Consider the following 16,464-nt stretch of genomic DNA (forward strand, 5'->3'; position numbering starts at 1 on the left):
CTGGGGCTGGTGCTGGCCGTCGTTGTCACCGCCGCCAGCGTGCAAGACCGTGATGGGGCGCGCCAACTCCTGCGCCATCTCCCCGGTCATTGCAAAAAGCTGCGCAAAATCTGGGTTGACGGCGGCTACAGTGGACGCCTGGTTGACTGGGTTGCCCAGCGCTTTCGTTTCGTCTTGACGGGGGTCTTGCGTCCCAAGGAGCGCCGAGGGTTTGTTTTGTTGCCGCGACGCTGGGTTGTTGAGCGGACCTTTGGCTGGCTGAACCACTCACGCCGTCTGAGCAAGGACTACGAGCGCTTGATGTCGAGCAGCGAAGCCTGGATTTATCTCGCAATGAGTCGACTGATGGCTAACCGCTTGGTTTGAGGCGGTAGTTTCCAAACAGCTTCTTAGTCATGCTTGCGTGGCGACACCTTCCCGGTGTCGCGCCGGGAGCGAGCGCCAAGTCCCTGCCTGGCGGTTTTTTCCGGGCGGATATCCGGCATTTCATAAAAGCGGCGGCATCTGCATGATGTCGCCATACAGCATATACAGCATCCGGTAAATCTGATGACCGAACAAATTGCGGTGATCGGCTTGGGCTATGTGGGCCTGCCGGTTGCCTTGGGCTTTGCCCGGCATTACCCCGACACCATCGGTTTTGATATTGACCCGCAGCGGATTGCGCAGCTGCGCGCCGGGGTGGATCATACCGGCGAGGTCGGAAGCGAGGCATTGCACGCTGCCCCGCTGTGTTACACTGATTCACTGGAAGACCTGTGCGGCTGCAGTTTTTTTATTGTCACCGTGCCCACCCCCATAGACCAAAATCGCCAGCCTGATTTGCGCCCCTTGATCCGTGCCTGTGAGATGCTGGGGCCGGTGCTGGGCAAAAATGCGGTGGTGGTGTTTGAATCGACTGTCTATCCCGGTGTGACCGAGGACATCTGCGGCCCGATCCTGGCGCGCACTTCTGGACTGGTGCAAGGGCAGGATTTCAGTCTGGGCTATTCCCCCGAGCGCATCAATCCCGGTGACAAGGAGCATACCTTCGAGCGCATCGTCAAGGTGGTAGCCGGTGAGGATGCCGCCACCCTGGCGCGGGTGGCGACGGCTTATGGCCGGGTGATTGCGGCGGGAATTCATCAGGCCCCCAGCATCAAGGTTGCAGAGGCCGCCAAGGTCATCGAAAACACGCAGCGTGACCTCAATATCGCCCTGATGAATGAGCTGGCCCTGATTTTTGACCGCATGGGGCTGCGCACGCACGATGTCCTGGCGGCTGCACAGACCAAATGGAATTTCCTCCCGTTTACGCCGGGCCTGGTCGGCGGGCATTGCATCGGGGTTGATCCCTATTATTTGACCGCCAAAGCGAAAGCCTTGGGCTATTATCCGCAGGTCATCCTGGCGGGACGGCGCATCAACGATGGCATGGGGGCCTATATCGCCCAGCGCACCGTCAAACTGCTGATTGAGCAAGACCGCCCGATCAAACAGGCGCGCCTTGGCATTCTCGGGCTGACCTTTAAAGAAAATGTCCCTGATCTGCGCAATTCGCGCATTCCCGACATCATCCGGGAACTCCAACAATTCGGCATTGAGCCACGGCTGCACGACCCGCTGGCCAACCCCCACGAAGCGCAACGCGAATATGGGCTAACGCTCAGTCCGTTGGAGGACTTTGCGGCCCTGGATGGACTGATTTATGCCGTCACCCATCAGGCCTATCGCGATTTAGGGGCTGCCGGACTTTCGCGGATGCTGGCCACAGGGGCGGTGCTGGTGGATGTCAAATCGGCGCTTGATCCGCAGCATATCCGCGCCGATCTGGCCTACTGGAGCCTGTAGGATGCGTCGCCTAGTGGGCGTCTATCTGTGGCTGTTCAGCCGCCTGCCCTTGCGCTTGAATCATGCCGTAGGGGCCACTTTAGGCTGGCTGGCCTGGGTCTTGCCCACCCCGCTGAAACGTCGCTCCCTGGTGCATCTGGCCCGCGCCTTTCCAGACCGTGATCCGGCCTGGCATCGGCGTATCGCCCGCGCCAGCCTGCTGGAAACCGGCAAAGCCTTCAGCGAGGCACCGTTGTTGTGGCAGGCGGATAGCGCGCAATTAAGCCGCTGGCTCCATGGCATCGAAGGCAGCGAAGTGATATCTGCCGCCATCGCCCAAGGGCGTGGGGTCTGCTTTGCGGTGCCGCATCTGGGAAGCTGGGAGTTTGCCGGTTTATATGGCACAGTATTTGGTCCGCTGACCACCGTATACCGTCCACCACGCCAGGCCTTTCTGGAAAGCGTGCTACGCCAAGCGCGGGAACGCACCGGCGCCCGGCTGGTACCCGCCAATCGCAGCGGTATCAAAGCACTCAAACAGGCCCTGCAGAGCAAGGAACATATCGGCATCCTGCCAGATCAAGCGCCCAAGGGTAACAGTGGCATCCTCGCACCGTTTTTTGGCCAACCCGCCCGCACCATGCTGTTAGTCTCACGCCTCACCCACGCCGAACGCATCCCGATCGTGTTCGCCTTTGCGCAACGCCTGCCCCAAGGCCAGGGGTTTCGCTATCACTTTGTCAGCGCCCCTGACACGCTCTATAGCACAGACCCCGTCGAAGCGGTGACTGCCCTTAATCAACGTCTGGAAGAGCTCATCCGCCGCCACCCCGAACAATACCTCTGGAGCTACCGCCGCTGGCCGCGCACACGGCCTGATTCATCAGTTTGCGCGGGAAACCCCGGCCGCAAGGCCAAGGAGGGATAGCGCAGCACGCAAAGCGTGCTCCTGTTCCCGACGCCTCCTCTTTGGTAGCTTGCTCTCTTTATACATTGATGCTATCTATATTTTAACCGGCGGGCTGGCGGGGTTAGTCTGTGGAGAAACTGTAAGTCCGGTGTCTCTTTGAGGCATTTGGCAGGTCTCGGCGAAGCAGAAAGCGCTCAGCAGCAATGCTGGGAATCCCCCTCCTTCCTGCCTGCCGCGACGCACGCGGCTCAGGCAGGTAGGGCGGGGAGGATGTCAAAAGTGATACGCAGCGTGCGCCGCTTTTAGTGCGCTGCATACCTTAAATGTGGCGGTCAGGATGACAGTATGCTCATGCGCATTGATCGTGTGAGCCGCGTAACGCTTCAAGACGCTGAGACTTCAAAACAGGCTTTGTCTTGTTTGCCTGCCACGCGCTATACTATGCACCAGTGGGTTTGCTTTTTGCCCCTGACACGCACAGCGATCACAACCTTGATTCCCTCCTTTTAGCCATTTGTCCATGACCGAACGCTTTACCGTATCCCTTGAGGCAGAACTTGCCAACGCATTTGACGAATACCTCAGACGTTTGGGCAGCCGTAACCGCTCTGAAGCGGTGCGCGACTTGATCCGTGAGGCGCTCGTGCGTGAACAACTGGAAGCCCAGCCCATTCAGCCCTGCATCGGGGTGTTAAGCTATTTTTTTGATCACCATGCCCGCTCCCTAAGCAAACGCCTCACCCAAAGCCATCATGCGCACTATGATCTGACCCTGGCAAGTGTGCATGTCCATCTGGATCAGGATCATTGCCTGGAAACCGTTTTACTTAAGGGTAACAGTGATGCGGTGCAGGCGTTTGGGGAGTCGGTGATGACGCGCCCAGGGGTGCATCACGGCCATTTATATCAAATTCCTTTCGGCAAAAAGGGCACATAGTGCATGTCATGTCACGATGTTGTCCCACGCCGTCTCTACCTGTCATTGAACATACCGCCTGAGTGCATCCGAAATCCCCTGGCGCCGACGCGCCACACTAAACACTTATGAAAAACAAACAATTACGCAATATCGCCATCATCGCCCACGTCGATCATGGTAAAACTACGCTGGTGGATCGTCTGCTCCAGCAGTCCGGCACTTTTTCCGAGCGTGCGACCTTAAGTGAGCGCATGATGGATAGCAATGATCTGGAAAAGGAACGCGGGATCACCATTCTGGCCAAAAATACCGCGATTGAGTGGCGCGATTACCGTATCAATATTGTGGATACGCCGGGACATGCGGATTTTGGCGGCGAAGTCGAGCGCGTGTTGTCGATGGTGGATTCGGTGCTGTTGCTGGTGGATGCGGTCGATGGGCCGATGCCACAGACCCGTTTTGTTACCTCCAAGGCTTTTGCGATGGGATTCAAGCCCATTGTGGTGGTGAATAAAATCGACCGCCCCGGCGCCCGGCCTGAATGGGTGGTCGATCAAGTGTTTGATCTGTTTGATCGTTTGGGCGCGAGCGAAGAACAACTGGATTTCCCGGTGGTGTACTGCTCGGCGCTGAAAGGTTTTGCCGGACTAAGCCCAGACATCGAGGACGGCGACATGACGCCGCTGTTTGAGACCATCCTTGAAAAGGTGAGTCCGCCGGACGTGGATTTTGATGGCCCCTTCCAGATGCAGATCTCTTCGCTGGATTACAACAGTTTTCAGGGCTTGATCGGTATCGGGCGGATTACCCGTGGCCAGATCAAGAGTAATTCCCCGGTGAAGGCGATTGATCGGGAGGGCAATGTGCGTTCCGGGCGTATTTTGCAGATTCTGGGCTTTAAAGGGCTGGAGCGGGTGGAAGTGCCACAGGCCAATGCCGGTGACATCATTGCCTTTTCCGGCATGGATGAGTTGTATATCTCCGATACGCTGTGCGCCCCGGCGGCGGTTGAGGCGCTCAGAGCGCTGACGGTCGATGAACCCACCATGAGCATGACCTTTCAGGTGAATACCTCGCCGTTTGCCGGACGCGAGGGCAAGTATATTACCTCGCGCAATCTGCGTGAGCGCCTGTTTGAAGAGGTCAAGCATAACGTTGCCCTGCGGGTGGAGGAAACCGCTGATCCAGACAAGTTCAAGGTCTCCGGGCGTGGCGAGCTGCATCTGTCCATCCTGATTGAGAACATGCGCCGCGAAGGCTATGAACTGGGCGTCTCGCGTCCTGAAGTGATCGTGCGTACCCTGGAAGACGGCAACAAGGAAGAACCCTATGAAATGGTCACGGTGGATGTCGAGGAGGCCCATCAAGGCGCGATCATGGAAAAACTCGGCAGTCGGCGGGCGGAATTGCTCGACATGATACCCGACGGCAAAGGGCGGGTGCGGCTGGATTACAAGATCCCTTCACGCGGCCTGATCGGCTTTCAAACCGAGTTTTTAACCACCACCTCGGGCACCGGCATTCTCCACCATGTCTTTGACAGCTATGGCGAATATCGCCCCGGTCGGGTCGCCAAGCGCAATAATGGCGTGCTCATTGCTAACGGCGTGGGGAAATCGCTGGGCTATGCACTGTTTAATCTGCAAGAGCGCGGGCGCTTGTTCATCGGCCCCGGTGAAGAGGTGTATGAGGGCATGATCATCGGTATCCATTCGCGTGATAACGATCTGGTGGTTAATCCGCTCAAGGCCAAGCAGCTCACCAATATTCGCGCCGCCGGTTCGGATGAAAATATTCTGCTGACCCCACCCATTCGCTTATCGTTGGAGCAGGCTCTGGAATTTATTGAGGAAGACGAGCTGGTTGAGGTGACGCCTAAGTCCATTCGCCTGCGCAAGAAATTGTTGTTGGAGCATGAGCGCAAGAAGGCCTCGCGCACGGCGGCCTGAGAATAGCTTGCTGCGTTTGCTTGAAACGATTGCTTTGCCTCTATCACGAGTTTTTCCATGATGACGCACGCGCTGCACACCTTCCTTAAGCCATCGGCATGGTCGCTGTCCGCTGTGACGGGGATTTTTGGGGGAATGGCTTTATTTTTGCTGACCGGCTGTGCTCCCGGCCATCTGCTGGTTGAGCAAGGTGATCTCAACCAGCTGGATGCGCGCCTGAGTGTGGTTGATGAGGGTCTGCTTACGCTGTCGCAGGCACAGCAGCAGGCTGTGGAGGCATTGAATGCCCAGTGTCTGCAGGCGCAACAGGAACTGCAACACGCCTTTGCGCAGAATCTTGATGAGGTGCTGGCGAAAATTCCGGTGTGCCCGCCGCCGCCGGTTTGTCCACAACCGCTGCCGCCACCGCAAGCACAGAGTACCGCCCCGCCGCCCGCTCCAACCAGTCTGGGTGACAAGCAGATCATCGGCGCGATTGAGCAGGTCAGTATCTCGCCGCCCGGCATTGTTTTTACCGCCCGCATTGATACCGGTGCCGAATCGGCCTCGCTGGATGCCCGCGATATTCAGCCCTTTGAACGCGACGGACAGCGCTGGGTGCGCTTTGTGGTGGTTGATCGGGAGAGCCAAAAGCGCATTGAGCTGGAGCGGCGGGTATTGCGCTATGTGCGCGTGGTGCAGGCGGTGACTGACGAGGCAGAGCGCCGTCCGGTGGTGGAATTTCATCTGCAGCTGGGCACACTGTCGCAAACTGCCGAGTTTACCTTGTCTGATCGCAGCCATTTGCAGTTTCCGGTGTTGATTGGCCGCAATGTCTTGCAAGATATGATGTTGGTGGATGTGGCGCTGGAATACATCGCCCCCCTGCCTTCGCCCACGGATAACCCGACGCAGCCTTAAATGTCCCGGCCCCTGTTTTATTCCCTGATCGCCTTTCTTATCGTCACCGCCATCGGTACCGCCTGGCTGCGTCATATTTATACGCAGATTCCCTTCCTGCCCGGCGAACAAACCACGGCCTGGATTGTGGAGGCGCGCATTGATTTCAGCGCCCAGGGCGAGCCGGTGTTGCTGAGTCTGAATATTCCCGAAGATCCGCCGGGTTTTCAGATTGTCAGCGAGCAGACCGCCTCACCGGGTTATGGTTTCTCCATTGTTGAATATGACGGCGATCGGCGCGGCGAGTGGTCGATCCGCACGGCCTCCGGGCGCCAGACGCTGTATTACAAGATCAAGATTATCCCGGAACGCAGCGGCTTGAGCGGACCGCATGAACCACAAGCCAAACCGCGCATTGAACCGGTGTTTTGGGAAGAGTCCGCCGTTGTTGCCGCCGAACAGCTTCTGGGGCGGGCGCGTGCCCTTTCCAGTACACCACAAAGCATGACCCGCGAGCTGATCAAGCTGCTTAGCCAGCCTGAACCGGGACAAAATGCGGCCTTATTATTGACGCATCACCCGCGTGAGGTATTGCTGGAAAAATTACTCAATCAGGCGGGGGTTCCCACCCGCCTGGCGATGGGCTTGTGGCTTGAGGATGCACGACGCAATCAAACACTCACGCCGATGCTGGAGATTTATGTGGAGGGTCGCTGGATCATGTTTGATCCGCGCACCGGGCGTCAGGGTGTGCCGGAAAATCTGCTGCTGTGGCAGCGTGGCGGTCCCTCGCTGATTGATCTGATGGGCGGTGCGCGTTCGCAGGTCAGCTTTTCGATGATTCGCCAGACCATCCCCACGCTGGAACTGGCACATACCCAGTATCGCGAAAGTGGCTTTGACATTCTGGGGATTCACCGCCTGCCCATTGAAGAGCAGGGGGTGTTCAAATTGCTGCTGTTGTTGCCGATGGGGGCGCTGGTCACGGTATTTATGCGCATCATTATCGGCCTGCGCACCTCCGGCACCTTCATGCCGGTGCTCATCGCCCTGGCGTTTTTACAGACCTCCCTGCTGCAGGGGCTGATCAATTTTGTCGTCATTGTCGCCATTGGGCTGCTATTGCGCAGTTATCTTTCACATCTGAACCTGTTGCTGGTGGCGCGCATTGCCACAATTATTGTCATCGTCATCTTTATCGTCGCCCTGATCAGCCTGCTGGGCTATCAGTTGGGATTAAATACCGGCATGACGGTCGCCTTCTTCCCGATCATTATCATCGCCTGGACCATTGAGCGCATGAGTATCCTATGGGAGGAGGAAGGCCCGTGGGAGGTTCTGGTGCAAGGTGGCGGCAGCCTGCTGGTCGCTGTCGCCGCGTATCTTTCCATGACTCACCCTTTGGTCGGACATCTAAGCTTTAATTTCCCGGAGCTGAATCTGGTGCTGGTGGCGCTGATCATGCTCATGGGTCAATACACCGGCTATCGCCTCTCGGAGCTGTATCGTTTTCGTGATATTGAGCAGCATGTGCGTCGATGAACTGGCTCAGACATCTGCGCTGGCCGCTGATCAGCCCAAAGCGCCTCGCAGAGATCGGGATTTTGGGCATGAACGGGCGCAATATCGACTTCATCAGTCGCTACAATCCGCGCCACTGTTATCCGCTGGTCGATGACAAGCTCAAGACCAAACTGCTGGCGCAACAACATGGCCTGTCCACGCCCCAGCTGCGCCTGATCATCCAAAGCCAGCACCAGGTCAACCACCTTGCCCAGGCGCTGGCTGATTTGAGCGCCTTTGTGATCAAGCCGGCGCGTGGCTCCGGGGGCAAAGGCATCACCGTGATCACCCAGCGTGACGGCGAACAGTTCCTCAAAGCCTCCGGTCAGGCGCTGAGTCTTGGCGATCTGCAACGCCACCTGTCCAATATTCTTGCGGGCATTTACTCACTGGCTGGCGCCCCGGATATCGCCATCATTGAAGACCTGATCCAGCCTGACCCTTATTTTCGTGATTATTCCTATGAAGGCGTGCCGGATATCCGCGTGATTGTCTTTAAAGGCTATCCGGTGATGAGCATGTTGCGCCTGTCTACCCACGCCTCCGATGGCAAAGCCAACCTGCATCAAGGCGCCGTCGGCGTGGGTCTGGACATTGCCAGCGGGCGCGCCATCTATGCCGTACAGTTTGGGCGGCGCGTAGAACAACACCCCGACACCCAGCGCCCCTTGGTCGAAATCTGCCCGCCGCACTGGTCTACCATTCTCACCCTGGCCGTGCGCTGCCAGCAAATGACCGGCCTTGGCTATCTAGGCGCTGATATTGTGCTGGATGCCCAACATGGCCCCACCATGCTCGAACTCAATGCCCGCCCCGGACTGGCCATACAAGTCGCCAATGGCTGCGGCCTGCTGCCCCGCCTGCGCCACATCGAAGGCCTCAGCCAAGCGCACAACACCCCGCACGACTGCGTAAATTACGCCATGCAGCAATTTGCTACCTTCAAATAACCGCCGTCGCTTGGGGCGGCGCCCCAGCCCAGGGGCGGATCTTAATCTTTACCCGCCAGCAGGCGATCCAGGCGCTGTTGTTCCTCGGGGGTTAAGGTTGCTGCGTTGTGCGTCTGTGCGGTTTTATCACGGCTGCGGCTGCGCAGTACCCAGAATAAGGCGCCCAGGGCGATGATGAGCAGGATGATGGGGCCAAACCACAGGGCATAGGTCAGCGGACTCATGCGCGGACGATACAGGACAAATTCGCCGTAGCGGCTGACCATGTAGTCCACCACCTGTTCGCGTTCGGCGCCTTCCTTGACCATGCCGTAGATCTGGTTGCGCAGGTCGATGGCCAGCGGCGCGTTGGAATCAAACAGGCTTTCATTCTGGCAGACGGTGCAGCGCAGCTCACGCACCAGTGACTGATAACGCATTTCCTGTTCCGGATTCTCAAAGATCAGGATTTCGCGTGCGCCCAGCGGCTGCATCAGTACACCGATGACCAGCAGCAGAGCGCTTAACAGCAGGAGGGATTTCACGAGGAGGGCACCTCTTCGGCCAGTAGCTGGTGATACAGAGGGATGATGGTGTCACGGGCAATCTGTGGACTGATCGGGCCGATGTGTTTGTAGCGGATGATGCCCTGGCTATCCAGCAGGAAGGTTTCCGGGGTAGCGTAGACCCCCCAGTCAATCCCCACCAGGCCGCGCTCATCAAAGGCAATCGCGGTATAAGGGTCTTCACCGGCAGCGCGCAGATAGCGCAGGGCGTCATCGCGGGTATCGCGATAATTCAGGCCGTAAATGGGGATGCCGTATTTATCCAGCTCAACCAGTACGCCATGCTCATGGCGGCAGGATACGCACCACGAGGCAAAGACATTAAGCAGCACCGGCTCGCCGAGTAAATCGGTATGACTGACCTGTTTTTCCGGGTCATGCAGCTCGGGCAGGCTAAACGCCGGCGCTGGTTGGCCGATCAAGGGCGAGGGAATCTCGCGGGGATTGAGGCTTAAGCCCACCCACAACAGGGCTACGAGTACCACAAAGGCCAGCAGCGGCCACACAAAACGTAAACGCATGGGATTATCCTGTGCCTGAGGGCTTGGCGTTCGCCAAAACAGCGGGATCGGGGTGAGCAACGCTGGCCTGTGCGGTCTTGAGGCGATAGCGTCGATCTGCCGCCGCAATCAGTCCACCGAAGGTCATCAACAGACAGCCCAGCCACACCCAGTTCATGTAGGGCTTGTAGTAGACCCGCGCAATCCATGAACCATCCGGCAAGGGTTCGCCCAGTGAGACATACAGATCACGAAAGATGCCGCGATTGAGCGAGGCCTGGGTCATGGGCATTTCCTGGCTCGGATAGTAGCGTTTTTCCGGGTACAGGGTAGGGAGCTGGCGTTCGCCATCAAAGACCGTGACCTCGCCCCGGTCGGCGACATAATTCGGCCCCTGCACACGGCTGATGCCTTCCAGACGGAAATCATAGCCCGCCACGGTGATGGTTTCGCCGATGCGCAGATGCACATCACGTTCCTGATCATAGCCGATGACGAAGGTGATTCCGACTACCATCAGCGCCATACCAAAATGCGCCAACTGCATGCCGACATAGCCAAGCCCAAGACGGCGCACGCGCGGACTCTTAGCCTCATCATGCTCAGGCACAGGCGGTGTCTGACGCAGGCGCACAAAGACATCATGCACAATGGTGGCCATGATCCACAGGCCCAGGAAGGTGCCCATCGCCGCCAGCAAAGACCAGCTTCCCACCGCCAGCGGCCACAGCATCCCGACGACCAGACTGAAGGCCAGAATCAGGCGCAAACGCCGCAATACCTGTAGCGGATCGTCTTGTTTCCAGCGCACCGTGGGGCCAAAGCCCAACAGCAGCATCAGCGGCAGCATCAATGGCAAAAAGACACTTTCAAAGTACGGCGGGCCGACCGAAATCTTGCCCAGCCCCAGGGCATCCAGTACCAGCGGGTAAATGGTCCCCAGCAAGACCGCCGCACAGGCAACCACCAAGATGACATTATTGAGCAACAGCCCGGTTTCGCGTGAAAACATCCCAAAGGAGCCGCCCAGGCCGACTTTGGGGCCGCGCCAGGCAAACAGGCTTAAAGAGATACCGACCACCACCGCCATATAGCCCAGCAGATAGCTGCCGCGACTGGGGTCTACCGCAAAGGCATGTACTGAGGTGAGCACGCCGGAGCGCACCAGAAAGGCCCCGAGCAGGGTTAGCGAAAAGGTCAGAATGGCCAGCATCACCGTCCAGTTTTTGAAGGTGCCGCGTTTTTCGGTCACGGCCAGCGAATGCAGCAGGGCCGTGCCGGTCAGCCAGGGCATCAGGGAGGCATTTTCAACCGGGTCCCAAAACCACCAGCCGCCCCAGCCGAGTTCATAATAGGCCCACCAGCTCCCCAGCCCAATGCCCAAGGTGAGAAAGGCCCAGGCCACCGCCGTCCAGGGTCGCGACCAGCGCGCCCACGCCGCATCCAGGCGACCACCCAGCAGGGCCGCAATGGCAAAGGCAAAGGGCACCACAAAGCCCACATAGCCCATGTATAGGGTCGGGGGATGGAAAATCAAACCAGGGTCTTGCAGCATCGGGTTGAGATCGCGGCCATCCAGCGGCGCGGGGATTAAACGCTCAAAGGGGCTGGAGGTGAATACCATAAAGCCGATAAAACCCACGGCAACCAGACCCATCACCCCCAGCACCCGTGCCAGCACATCGGCGGGCAGGCTGCGGCTGAATATCGAAACCATGACGCTCCAAAAGCCCAGCATCAAGGCCCACAGCAGCAAGGATCCCTCATGACCACCCCACACCGCGGACAGCTGGTACTTCAAGGGCAAGGCCAGATTGGAGTGCGAGGCCACATAGGCCACGGAAAAATCATGGGTCAGGAAGGCGTGGGTGAGAATCAGGTAGGCGATGAACAAAAAGACAAACTGCCCCCAGGCTGCACTGCGCCCCACCGCCATCAAGGCCTGATCGCCACGCGCTGCACCCAGCAAGGGCAAGACGCCTTGTAACAGTGCTAAAATCAGCGCCAGAATCAGCGCCAGTAAACCAATCTCTGGCAACATTTACAGTTCCTCAGGCGGCATCACGCGGGCCTGCTCACGCTGCGCCTGCTTGATGGCCTCAGCCGCTTCAGGCGGCATATAGGTTTCATCGTGTTTGGCCAGTACCTGATTGGCGTGGAAGACGCCTCCTTCCAGCAAACGCCCCACGGCAACCACCCCTTGTCCCTCACGAAACAGGTCCGGGAGAATGCCGTCAAATACTACTGGCACCACCGCCGCTGTATCGGTGACATTGAAGCTGACACGGATACCCTCGCGCTGCACACTGCCATCCTCGACCAGACCGCCGATGCGAAAGGCCCGATCCAGCGGAGCTTCTTGCGCCAGCACCTGTGAGGGGCTAAAGAAAAATACCAGATTATCGCGAAAGGCATTGAGGGTTAATGCCACAGCCAGCGACACCCCACCAAGCCCGACCAGTACCGCGACCAGGCGTTTAGTACGTTGTTTCATTGTCTTTTTTCTCCTGATCTATAAGCCGTGCCATGCGCTGCAAGCGCTTCGTAACGGCTTTACGCCGAGAATACAAAAACAGGATTTCGCCGATCAGCAGCAGCGCGGCAACACCATACGCACCCCAAACATAGGGCGCATGAACCCCCATCTGCAAAAACTCAGGCATGTGGCGTCTCCTTGGTACGGGGAAGATTGAGGCGTTCGCTGACCCAGGCGGCATGTTTTTCCCGTTCCAGCAACTCCAGGCGGGCCCGCGCCAGCACGGCGGCAATGGAATACATCCAATAGGCAAAAACCATCACAATCACGGTGAAAAACATGATAGCCGCCATGCTCGGCGCACTGGTGGCCTTGATGGTGGCACCTTGGTGCAGGGTATTCCACCAATGCACGGAAAAATAGATGATCGGCACATTGATAATGCCCACCAGCGCCAATACCGCACTGGCATTGGCGGCACGCTGGCGATCCTCAATGGCCGCATGCAGGGCGATAAAACCCAGGTACATAAAAAACAATATCAATGAAGAGGTCAGACGCGCATCCCAGACCCAGAAGGCGCCCCAGGTCGGCTTGCCCCAAACGGCCCCGGTCCACAACGCCAAAAAGGCCATCAGTGCCCCGGTGGGGGCAATGGCCTTGGCCATGATTTCAGCGGTTTTGATGCGCCAGATCAGACCCACGGCGGCATAAATCGCCATCACTACATACAAAAACATCGCCATCCAGGCACTGGGCACATGGATGAAGATGATGCGATAGCTGTTGCCTTGCTGATAATCCGGCGGCGCGAGAACAAAGCCCATATACAAACCGACGACAAATAACACCGCTGCAAGGATGCCAAAGCCCCACACCAGCCGCCCGGTCAGATCATAAAACCGCGCCGGTGAGGCAAATTTAAACCATTGAATGGATTTTTCAGCCACCAATCACCTCATCAAATCATGGAACGCCGCTTACCAGAGTGGCGGCATCTTCCAGATGCCGCTTCAAAAAAAGCGACAGCTAGACGCTGACGCTATATTACGCGGCGGCATCTTCCGGATGCCGCTTCAAAAAAAGCGACAGCCAGAAGCTGCCGCTAACGTGTGGCATAACCAACCGCACTCAATCAAGCATGATACGCAAGGCTGCTGCGGTGGCCCACGGCGTGAGCATCACCGCCAGAATCAGCAAGGCCCCCAGCAGGGACAAATGCGCCTGTGCGCTCAGGCCATGCATCACCGCATCCACCGCCCCTGCGCCAAGAATCAACGTGGGCACATACAAGGGCAAAATCAGCAGCGAGATCAGTACCCCGCCGCCGCGCAGCCCCAAGGTCAAGGCCGCCCCGATAGCCCCAATCAGACTGAGAATCGGGGTGCCGATGAGTAAGGCGATGGCCATCATGAGAATCTCCTCGCTCTGCAGACCCAGCTGGATTCCCAAAAGCGGCGAGATCAAGACCAGAGGCAACCCCGTGATCAGCCAGTGCGCCAGCACCTTAGAAAGCACCAGGAAGGCCAAAGGTTCCGGCGCGATCAATAATTGTTCCAGTGAGCCGTCGCGGTAATCGTCCATAAACAGGCGCTCCAGCGCCAGCATGGTCGCCAGCAGCGCGGCAACCCACAGCACCCCCGGTGCCAGAATGCGCAACAATTGCGGATCCGGGCCAACGCCCAGCGGAAACAGCGCAACCACCACCACAAAGAAACCCACGACGGTCAAGGCATCCTGCGGACGGCGCAGCGCAAGGGTCAGGTCACGACGCAGCAAAGGCAGATTGATCAGCATTGTGCCGCACCCAGGTTAAGGGTTTTCACCGGCACGCCCACCTCAATGGTCTGATGGGTGGTCAACACCACCATTCCGCCCTGCCCCAGGTGATTTTGCAGCGCCTCCAGCACCAGGTCGATGACCTGCACATCCAGTGCCGTGTAAGGCTCATCCAGAATCCACAAAGGCCGCCCCTGCAAGAGCACACGCGCTAAGGCGACACGCCGCTTCTGACCTTGCGAGAGCACTTTAATCGGCAGGTCGGTGTACGCCCCCAAACCGATGCGCTCCAGCAGATCCTGCACCTTCTTTAAGGCGATATGCCCACCGTTTAAGCGATGGCCAAACAACACATTTTCTTCAGCGGTGAGTTCATCTTTCAAACCGTTGTGATGACCCAGATAGGAAAAGCTGCCGGCAAATTCCGTGTCAGTGGCACGAACATCACTGCCATACCAGCATACTCGGCCCGCCACCGGGCGTGTCAGACCGCACAGCACACGCAGCAAGGTGGTCTTGCCTGCGCCATTGCGCCCGCGCACATGCAAAATTTCGCCGGGATGGAGGGCAAAATCCAGTTGGCGAAACAAGGGGCGTTCACCGCGTTCTGCGGCCAGATCAATGGCGTGCAAGGCTGGCGTCGGCGCCGTGCCTGAAGCATGTAGCATATGAGAAGCATCTTGAAAATGGCAAAGAAGCGGAGCAAGCGGCATCACACCCAAGCCCCGGATCATCGCCCGAGGCTAGGGTGTGGCGTCGGGCATTGCGCGTATCGAGTTATTGCGGTGCGACAAACTCATCGGGCAAGGCAGAGCCGCTGCCGAAGAAAAATTTCTCCATCTCTTCTTCGATGAATTTGCGTGCCTTGGGGTCAATGGGGGTGAGACGATATTCATTGATCAGCATAGTCTGATGTTTGATCCAGCGCTGCCAGGCTTCTTTTGAAACCTGTTCAAACACGCGCTTGCCCAATTCACCGGGATAAGGGGGGATTTCCAGCCCCTCGGCTTCTTTGCCCAGGAGTACACAATTCACCATACGCGCCATTGCATCAAACCCTATGTTTATCAATTATTTTGAAAAAGTTGTGCCAACAGATTGGCCACCGGGGCGGGGACCCCCACGGCGATGGCATCGCTATAGTTATACCAGAGCCAACCGCCCGCTTCCATGATTTTAGCCGGATCGTGCGCAAGCCCAAGCCATACCGGGGTGATTTTCCAACGAAAATGACTGAACACATGGGTAAAAGGTTCCCAGGCTTGCAGCGTCTGCGGCGCCGTGCCCAGATGCGCAAGACACCACGGCGTGACCTCATCGAGCTGTTCTACCTGCGGAAAGGCCCACAGACCGCCCCACAAACCGACCGGTGGGCGCTGCTGCAACAACACCCCCTGCGGCCCCTGAATCATCAGCATCACCGTATGGCGCAGCGGCTGAGCACGCGCCTTGCGGGGCGTGGGCAGGCACTGTTGCTGTCCCGTAGCGCGAGCCTGACAATCCGCGTGGATCGGGCAGCGTGCGCACTGCGGACGGCTACGGCTACAAACCCCTGCCCCCAGATCCATGATTGCCTGCGTATACTCCGCAATACGCACCGTAGGCGTGTATTGCTCGGCCAAGGCCCATAAGGTATTCGCCACTGCCGTCTCGCCCGGCCAGCCGACAATCCCGCCATGTCGCGTCAACACCCGTTTCACATTGCCATCCAGAATGGCATAGCGCTGTTCAAAGGCCAGGGCCATGATCGCCCCGGCGGTTGAGCGCCCGATCCCTGGCAATGCCTGCACTTGGGCAAAATCTGCCGGCATCTGTCCGGCATACTGATCGCGTAATTGCTGTGCCGCACGGTGCAAATGCCGCGCACGGGCATAATAGCCAAGCCCGCTCCAGTGCTCCAGCACCGCATCCAGTGGCGCATCCGCCAAGGTGATAATCTCGGGAAAACGCGCCATAAAGCGCTCAAAATAGGGGATAACCGTGCGCACCTGGGTTTGCTGCAGCATAATCTCGGATACCCACACCCGATAAGGTGTGCGCGGCTGCTGCCAGGGCAAATCATGGCGCCCGTGCTGATCAAACCAGGCCAGGATCTTGGAGGAAAAACTGAGTTCGTTGGTAAGCATGGCGAGAGGCAAAAATATCCGCTCCTTGAGAAATCGTTATACACTATTGTCATTATCGC

At 58.0% G+C, this 16,464-nt stretch carries 18 protein-coding genes; 8 read left to right on the forward strand and 10 right to left on the reverse strand.

Annotated features, from left to right (window positions below):
- From THISIDRAFT_RS10110 to THISIDRAFT_RS10145, 8 genes are all read left to right on the forward strand, one after another.
- On the forward strand, window positions 1-366 hold a 366-nt coding region (locus tag THISIDRAFT_RS10110; protein ID WP_246585371.1), incomplete at its 5' end, for a transposase.
- Between the two features lie 183 nt (window positions 367-549).
- Window positions 550-1,830, forward strand: a complete 1,281-nt coding sequence (locus THISIDRAFT_RS10115) for a nucleotide sugar dehydrogenase (RefSeq protein ID WP_006787032.1) — start codon at window positions 550-552, stop codon at window positions 1,828-1,830.
- A gap of 1 nt (window position 1,831) precedes the next feature.
- A complete protein-coding gene (locus tag THISIDRAFT_RS10120; RefSeq protein WP_006787033.1) occupies window positions 1,832-2,737 on the forward strand; it encodes a lysophospholipid acyltransferase family protein in 906 nt (301 codons plus the stop codon).
- Window positions 2,738-3,239: 502 nt separating this feature from the next.
- Window positions 3,240-3,656 (forward strand): nickel-responsive transcriptional regulator NikR, encoded by a 417-nt coding sequence (nikR, locus tag THISIDRAFT_RS10125; RefSeq protein ID WP_006787035.1) that lies wholly within the window; start codon window positions 3,240-3,242, stop codon window positions 3,654-3,656.
- 107 nt (window positions 3,657-3,763) lie between these two features.
- Window positions 3,764-5,587, forward strand: coding sequence for a translational GTPase TypA (gene typA, locus THISIDRAFT_RS10130; protein ID WP_006787036.1), 1,824 nt, complete (start codon window positions 3,764-3,766; stop codon window positions 5,585-5,587).
- Between the two features lie 57 nt (window positions 5,588-5,644).
- On the forward strand, window positions 5,645-6,487 hold the full coding sequence (locus THISIDRAFT_RS10135) for an ATP-dependent zinc protease family protein (RefSeq protein ID WP_006787037.1): 843 nt from the start codon (window positions 5,645-5,647) through the stop codon (window positions 6,485-6,487).
- Window positions 6,488-8,008, forward strand: a complete 1,521-nt coding sequence (locus THISIDRAFT_RS10140) for an inactive transglutaminase family protein (protein ID WP_006787038.1) — start codon at window positions 6,488-6,490, stop codon at window positions 8,006-8,008.
- On the forward strand, window positions 8,005-8,979 hold the full coding sequence (locus THISIDRAFT_RS10145) for an alpha-L-glutamate ligase-like protein (protein ID WP_006787039.1): 975 nt from the start codon (window positions 8,005-8,007) through the stop codon (window positions 8,977-8,979). The genes THISIDRAFT_RS10140 and THISIDRAFT_RS10145 overlap by 4 nt, the downstream gene beginning before the upstream one ends.
- A gap of 41 nt (window positions 8,980-9,020) precedes the next feature.
- On the opposite strand, the gene THISIDRAFT_RS10150 is transcribed toward THISIDRAFT_RS10145, so the two are convergent.
- From THISIDRAFT_RS10150 to mutY, 10 genes are all read right to left on the reverse strand, one after another.
- Window positions 9,021-9,503 (reverse strand): cytochrome c-type biogenesis protein, encoded by a 483-nt coding sequence (locus THISIDRAFT_RS10150; protein WP_006787040.1) that lies wholly within the window; start codon window positions 9,501-9,503, stop codon window positions 9,021-9,023.
- Window positions 9,500-10,045, reverse strand: coding sequence for a DsbE family thiol:disulfide interchange protein (locus THISIDRAFT_RS10155; protein WP_006787041.1), 546 nt, complete (start codon window positions 10,043-10,045; stop codon window positions 9,500-9,502). The genes THISIDRAFT_RS10150 and THISIDRAFT_RS10155 overlap by 4 nt, the downstream gene beginning before the upstream one ends.
- A 4-nt stretch (window positions 10,046-10,049) precedes the next feature.
- Window positions 10,050-12,065, reverse strand: a complete 2,016-nt coding sequence (locus THISIDRAFT_RS10160) for a heme lyase CcmF/NrfE family subunit (RefSeq protein ID WP_006787042.1) — start codon at window positions 12,063-12,065, stop codon at window positions 10,050-10,052.
- Complete coding sequence (gene ccmE, locus THISIDRAFT_RS10165) at window positions 12,066-12,518, reverse strand: cytochrome c maturation protein CcmE (protein WP_006787043.1); 453 nt, start codon at window positions 12,516-12,518, stop codon at window positions 12,066-12,068.
- Window positions 12,502-12,687: a heme exporter protein CcmD gene (gene ccmD / locus THISIDRAFT_RS10170; protein WP_006787044.1), complete on the reverse strand. Its 186-nt coding sequence runs from the start codon at window positions 12,685-12,687 to the stop codon at window positions 12,502-12,504. The genes ccmE and ccmD overlap by 17 nt, the downstream gene beginning before the upstream one ends.
- Complete coding sequence (locus THISIDRAFT_RS10175; RefSeq protein ID WP_006787045.1) at window positions 12,680-13,450, reverse strand: heme ABC transporter permease; 771 nt, start codon at window positions 13,448-13,450, stop codon at window positions 12,680-12,682. The genes ccmD and THISIDRAFT_RS10175 overlap by 8 nt, the downstream gene beginning before the upstream one ends.
- Before the next feature lie 181 nt (window positions 13,451-13,631).
- On the reverse strand, window positions 13,632-14,297 hold the full coding sequence (ccmB, locus tag THISIDRAFT_RS10180) for a heme exporter protein CcmB (protein WP_006787046.1): 666 nt from the start codon (window positions 14,295-14,297) through the stop codon (window positions 13,632-13,634).
- Window positions 14,291-14,947 carry a cytochrome c biogenesis heme-transporting ATPase CcmA gene (ccmA, locus tag THISIDRAFT_RS10185; RefSeq protein WP_006787047.1) on the reverse strand — a complete coding sequence of 219 codons (657 nt, stop codon included), beginning with the start codon at window positions 14,945-14,947 and terminating at the stop codon, window positions 14,291-14,293. The genes ccmB and ccmA overlap by 7 nt, the downstream gene beginning before the upstream one ends.
- Before the next feature lie 109 nt (window positions 14,948-15,056).
- Entirely contained in the window at window positions 15,057-15,326 is a 270-nt protein-coding gene (locus THISIDRAFT_RS10190) for an oxidative damage protection protein (protein ID WP_006787048.1), read from the reverse strand.
- Window positions 15,327-15,346: 20 nt separating this feature from the next.
- Entirely contained in the window at window positions 15,347-16,417 is a 1,071-nt protein-coding gene (mutY, locus tag THISIDRAFT_RS10195) for an A/G-specific adenine glycosylase (protein WP_006787049.1), read from the reverse strand.
- Between the last annotated feature and the right edge of the window lie 47 nt (window positions 16,418-16,464).

It is taken from the genome of Thiorhodospira sibirica ATCC 700588 (assembly GCF_000227725.2).
In the GTDB taxonomy this organism is placed as follows: Bacteria; Pseudomonadota; Gammaproteobacteria; order Ectothiorhodospirales; family Ectothiorhodospiraceae; genus Thiorhodospira; species Thiorhodospira sibirica.